Consider the following 5,396-nt stretch of genomic DNA (forward strand, 5'->3'; position numbering starts at 1 on the left):
AATTTGGATTTTTGGTTTGCACTTCAAGCCCCCCTCCGGTTGCGAGCGCCCTCGCATTGGTATTCCGGGAGTCAAAATACTGAGCTCTAGTCAGCTTTTTTGCTTTTAGTGCTTAAAGCACCTGGACATGGCAAAAACTCCCGGAATTCCGGGACACCCACAAGAGTGGGCTCATTTTACGCTAGAGCTTAGGGTTTTTGAATCCCTCTTGATCGCTGCGTAGACGATCAAAATATCTTTTAAGTGATAAAGTAATTTCAGGAGATTGGCAAATGAAAATAGTTTTTATTTATAAACTTTATTTTTTAATGAGAGGCTTTCCGCCTCTCAAACTCTCCGGAACGCTCACCAAAATCATGAGATCAGACCCGCTTTTAATGAGGGGACTAACAATCCTAGGTTCTTAAGGTCAAGGAGACCATTACATGGCGCCTAACGGCGTCCTTGACCCCCAGAACTTAACGGCTTGTTTTGTCCCTCTCACGCGGCTCCGAAATCATGATTAGAAGGGAAGCTTATAGGGGGGGTGATATCAGGCATATCAATTTATCAAGGTGTTTTTTAGAGTGTATGATGAGTATTTTAGGCTGGATTTTTTTGTCGCGTTTGATGAAATAATCTCGTTTGAGGGTGGGTGATCTGAAGTGCTTGGGGAGATTGGCTAGGCAAGAAGCTGGGGTAATACTATTGTTTATAGAGTGGTGCGGTGTGGAAGTTTCATGTGGCTTTATTCTGTAAATACGTAAAAGCGTGAAAACGGAAATGTGTAAAAAAGGAAAAGGCTTTATGTCGTTAGAGGCGTTGTGGTTAATGATACGCAATGTATAGGGATCGTGTTTTCGAAGGTAGGAAGAACAACATAAATGGAAAGAGTGGCTTAGAGGAAGCGTGTGAAGAGAGAGAAAATGGGGAAGGCTGTATGGGAAATGCGTAGAGTATGAAGTGTGGGGCAGTGAAGCATGTTGTGAATGGTGTGTGAAGAATGGAGAAGGTTTTTGAGAAAAGGAAGGGCTTCTGGCGTGGGGGGAGTGGTGTTTATCTGAAGGGCGCATGTTTAAGGTGTGGAAGGTGAGGAAAAGTTGGAGAGAGGATGATTGTTCGTAAGTTGTGGAGGGATTAGTCAGAGGTGTTGTGAAAATGCTTTAGGGGAAAAAATTAGCGTAATTTCTTGTCACACTGAAACCAAAATCATCATAAAAATTGAAGGGAATTAGCGGGTAAAATTGGTGAAAAAAAGTTTTGATTCTTAAGGTGTGGGATGACGTTTTTTGAGAGCATGGAAGAGTAAACTTGAAAAACCTTTCCCTTTTTGTGGAATTTTTATTCACAAACTTAAGAAAATAGGGTATGAACGCTGGAAATAACGCGCAGCTTAACAAAATATGTGCACTGTAAAGGAAATGTTTGTTTATGTCAAAAGAAGAAGTTTTAGAATTTTCTGGTATCGTTACTGAACTCTTACCTAACGCGATGTTTCGTGTGAAACTGGAAAATGATCATGAAATTATTGCCCATACCGCTGGTAGAATGCGGAAAAATCGTATACGGGTGTTGGCCGGTGATAAAATCATGGTGGAAATGACACCTTATGATTTGACAAAAGGGCGTATTACATATCGCTATAAGTAGCCTCGTGGGTGGCTTGCACTTTTTTCTAAAAGCTATCATATTATTTCTATTATTTTTTAACAGTTTTTTAGCTTACTTTTCATGAGTGAAAAAAGAGGAGTGTTTGAAGAGCCTTGAAAAACTGTAAAATCGTTGCGGAAAAAGGATAAGGATATTAATAGCGCTTAAAAGGGAGCGCTTAAAAGGGAGCGCTTAAAAGGGGGCGCTAAAGGGGGTGAGAGGGAAGTCAATTGTGAAGGGGTGGAAATGAGAAATATAAGAGAGTGGGGGGAAAAACGTTTGGCAGATACTCTTACAGAAGAAATTCATTTGGTGCTTGCCTCCGCTTCGCCAAGGCGTTTAGCGCTCTTGGCACAAATAGGGATTGATCCCCAGCAGGTTTATGCAAGCGATATTGATGAAACGCCAAAATTAAAAGAACATCCTGCAAACCTTGCCAAACGTTTGGCAAAAGAAAAAGCACTGAAAGCCCAAAAAATTTTGCGCTGGTACAGTCAGAATGGTCAAGACGAGTTGCAGAATGGTCAAGAAAAATTACCTGGACAGAAAATGATTATCTTGGCGGCTGATACGGTGGTGGCTGTTGGGCGGACCATTTTCCCCAAACCAGAAAGCGAGGATGAGGCTTATGAATGTTTACGATACCTTTCTGGGCGTTCGCATAAGGTCTATGGTGCCATTTGTGCGCTCAATGAACGTGGAAAAACAACCGTAAAATTGGTTGAAAGTCGTGTTCGCTTTAGACGCTTAACTTCTGCCATGATGAAGGCTTACCTTGCTTCAGGAGAATGGCAAGGGAAAGCGGGTGGCTACGCTATCCAAGGAAAAGCAGGGGCTTTTGTTGTCCATATCACGGGTTCTTATTCTAATGTTGTGGGATTGCCTTTGGCTGAAACAGCCGATCTCTTGACCGCTTATCACTATCCACTTTTCACTCACTGGGCTGAACAAACGCATTAGAAAAACTTTAAGGTAAGATCAATGCAAGGTGAAAAGCAACAAAAAGAGAAAAGCAAAAATGAAAAAAAAGCAACAGAAGAAAAGTTAATGAAGAAGCCAATGACAAAGGTGTGCCAAGAACAAAAAGAGCTAAATTTGCAAAAAGAGACCCGTCCTCCGCATCCTTGTCCTATTTGTGGTCAGATGTCACAAAAATCTTCTTATCCTTTTTGTTCCACACGGTGCCGAGCTATTGATCTTAATCGTTGGCTTTCAGGCTCTTATATTTTACCACCCCCACCACAAGTAAGTGATGAAGAAGAATAAAGGGGATATTCCTCTTGAGAAAGAACGCTAAAGCGTTTTTTTTGTGTGGAAACTGAAGGGGAGGCGCGCGGGATTATCGTAAATGTATTTAAGAGCTGGATTAACGGCTTGCTTATTATCGTCATTCGCAAAGACGCAGATTAAGTTCAATCAACGATGGAAGTTTTAATACATATCTAAGACTTATCTCCAGAGGTTTTGTTTACCATGGATAATTATAAATTGCTTTGTTGCATGAAGGTCGATGGTGCTTTGTTGCGTGAAAGCTGTTGGTGCCTTTAGGGCGTGAGGAAAAATTGATCATCTAATCAGTATTGCTAACGAAAAAGAAGGGGTGCGTGTTTTGGTGCAAAGAGACGTGGTAATAAAAAGTTGCTTGTTGGTGCTTTGTTGCGTGAAAGCTGTTGGTGCCTTTAGGGTGTGAGGAAAAATTGATAGTTCAATCAGTATTGCTAACAAAAAAGAAGGGGTGCGTGTTTTTGTGCAAAGAGACGGGGCAGTAAAAAATCGCTTGTTGGTGCTTTTGCTGGGTAATGGCGTGGTGTCATTTGGCGGTTGGATTGATTATATCGTGATTTTGACCGTATCTGTGTTCACGTGGAAAGCTGATCAATATGATGTCGCTTTTATTGGAGCGGCAACATTATTACCTGGTATCGTTCTGTCTAAGCCAATTGGAATGTTGGTAAGTCACCGTTCTATGATCCATTGGTTGCGGGCGTCACTGCTGTTACGGGCACTCTGTACTGTCGGTTTATTGATGGCGACGAGTCTGCAAGGATTTATTATACTGGCAGTTATTCGAGCGACATTCAACAGTCTAGCCATGCCTGCAATTTCCGTTCTTAGTGCAAATTCGGTGCCTGAAAACGGACGGACTCGTTACTATTCTGTGCTTAACATGATTAATAGCGCAGCAAAGATGATCGGACCTGCTTTGGGGAGTGCTCTGTCCGTACTTTTATCAGATACCTATACTTTATTGTTTTCTGGATTTTTGACATTGCTAGGCTTTATCGTGTTTTGTTGTCTTGGTGCACAACCTGTCTCGTCGCTCATGATAAAAACAGCCGAATACCATAAAATCAAAGCAGAGGCTTTATGGGACAACTTGGTATGCCTATGTGGCGGTGATGTTTGTGTATTTTGCCATGATCTTTATGGTGAATAATCAGTTGCCGGTTATTCTTAGTGCAATGAAAATGAATAAACAGGCTCTTGGGATGCTGGTATCGGCTTCGGCAATCAGTAATTTTTTCTATGGATTTTGGAGTGTGAAACAATCAAAGTATAAACCCCTTACAGGCAAAATATCAGAGTTGTTAATGCCGGCAATGTCAACAATGATTGGTTTTGTCATGATCTCAGTGTGCTTTTTTTACTTTGATTTACTCCGTATTGAGACTTTGTTGCTCTGTTTTTTCCTTATTGGAATGGTTAGCGCTTACTTTTCCATATCTTCTAATGTTTATCTGGTAAGCAATTTCAATGAACAGATTGGATTGGCTTCCGGATGGGTGCAGTCTATACAAAATTTAGCTATGTTGGTGGCGCCGTTTGTTGGAGCGTTTGTTTTAGGTCACACTTCGGCTGGAAAATTGTTCCTTCTTTCTGGATTGAGTGGATTATTCTGTTTATTGGCTATCAGGATATTGCTGAACCGTTCTTTGTTAATTGTTCGATCTCAATGATTGGCTCATCAATAAAACAAATGTTTTAAATCATTTTTCTGAGATTTAGAGGACGTGGAGATAATCCAACATAGAGCAGCTTTTTTGACGTTATAGGTTTAATCTTTGATTTTTACTTAAACGCTCATATGTTTTTTTCGAGGCTTTGCCTTCTTGATACGGTTCCACTGTCTCGTAAACGCAATAGGGGGCATGGTTTTGAGCGACAATGTCATTTTTGTTTAACTCCGCTTTGCTACAAATAGTCAAACTTAAAAACTCAGCTGCCAATCCTTAATCAGCTTGACTTGAAGCAATAATGGAAACAGAAAACGAGGAGCTATAGTGTGAATTATCTTATATGCCGTAAAATATCATTCTTGGAGGTATGGTGATATCAGGTATGGGAAACTTTAGGCAGGGGGTATGTTGATTGTTGTGCTTTTGCTTAATCAGAAATCAACCACAAGATTGCTTTTTGTTTTTTCGGCTGGAGGTCTCTAAAATTTTTCAAAAGAGTGTGTTCTTTTTCGCTGTATGTTTCTTGATCACGGTGTGGGGTATTTTCTTTTGTTGAGATATCTTCTTTTGTAGCAATGTCTGCATAAAAAAAGCTTATAGGAACTTCCAGTTTTTGAGCGATTTCCAGTAAACATTTGGCGCTTACACGATTTAAGCCTTTTTCGTATTTTTGGATTTGTTGGAAACTGACACCTAAATGGCTTCCTAATTCTTTTTGGGAAAGCCCTATTGAAATGCGTCTGTGACGGATTCTTTTGCCTATCAGAATGTCGATAAAATGTGGATTTTTAGTTGGCACTTCAAGCCCCC

6 protein-coding genes are annotated in these 5,396 nt (G+C 40.6%); 5 read left to right on the plus strand and 1 reads right to left on the minus strand.

The window, feature by feature from the left end:
* Positions 1–1,410: 1,410 nt before the first annotated feature.
* The 5 genes from infA to ACFINO_RS08950 all read left to right on the plus strand — a co-directional run bounded on the left by infA (position 1,411) and on the right by ACFINO_RS08950 (position 4,586).
* Complete coding sequence (gene infA, locus ACFINO_RS08930; RefSeq protein ID WP_004857577.1) at positions 1,411–1,629, plus strand: translation initiation factor IF-1; 219 nt, start codon at positions 1,411–1,413, stop codon at positions 1,627–1,629.
* A 246-nt stretch (positions 1,630–1,875) separates the two neighbouring features.
* On the plus strand, positions 1,876–2,589 hold the full coding sequence (locus ACFINO_RS08935; protein WP_375655486.1) for a Maf family nucleotide pyrophosphatase: 714 nt from the start codon (positions 1,876–1,878) through the stop codon (positions 2,587–2,589).
* 21 nt (positions 2,590–2,610) lie between these two features.
* Entirely contained in the window at positions 2,611–2,895 is a 285-nt protein-coding gene (gene yacG / locus ACFINO_RS08940; RefSeq protein ID WP_375611670.1) for a DNA gyrase inhibitor YacG, read from the plus strand.
* A gap of 481 nt (positions 2,896–3,376) precedes the next feature.
* Complete coding sequence (locus ACFINO_RS08945) at positions 3,377–4,066, plus strand: MFS transporter (protein ID WP_375655487.1); 690 nt, start codon at positions 3,377–3,379, stop codon at positions 4,064–4,066.
* Entirely contained in the window at positions 4,056–4,586 is a 531-nt protein-coding gene (locus ACFINO_RS08950; RefSeq protein WP_375655488.1) for a hypothetical protein, read from the plus strand. Before ACFINO_RS08945 ends, ACFINO_RS08950 begins: the two co-directional genes overlap by 11 nt.
* A gap of 427 nt (positions 4,587–5,013) precedes the next feature.
* Here the strand turns inward: ACFINO_RS08950 and ACFINO_RS08955 are convergent, their stop codons facing one another.
* Positions 5,014–5,385, minus strand: coding sequence for a helix-turn-helix domain-containing protein (locus tag ACFINO_RS08955; protein ID WP_375655489.1), 372 nt, complete (start codon positions 5,383–5,385; stop codon positions 5,014–5,016).
* Between the last annotated feature and the right edge of the window lie 11 nt (positions 5,386–5,396).

The organism is Bartonella sp. AA83SXKL, from assembly GCF_042196965.1.
Taxonomy (GTDB): domain Bacteria; phylum Pseudomonadota; class Alphaproteobacteria; order Rhizobiales; family Rhizobiaceae; genus Bartonella.

Coding starts and splice junctions, on each gene's coding strand:
- infA (WP_004857577.1), top strand. CDS start 1,411: ATGTCAAAAGAAGAAGTTTTAGAATTTTCTGGTATCGTTACTGAACTC.
- ACFINO_RS08935 (WP_375655486.1), top strand. CDS start 1,876: ATGAGAAATATAAGAGAGTGGGGGGAAAAACGTTTGGCAGATACTCTT.
- yacG (WP_375611670.1), top strand. CDS start 2,611: ATGCAAGGTGAAAAGCAACAAAAAGAGAAAAGCAAAAATGAAAAAAAA.
- ACFINO_RS08950 (WP_375655488.1), top strand. CDS start 4,056: ATGGTGAATAATCAGTTGCCGGTTATTCTTAGTGCAATGAAAATGAAT.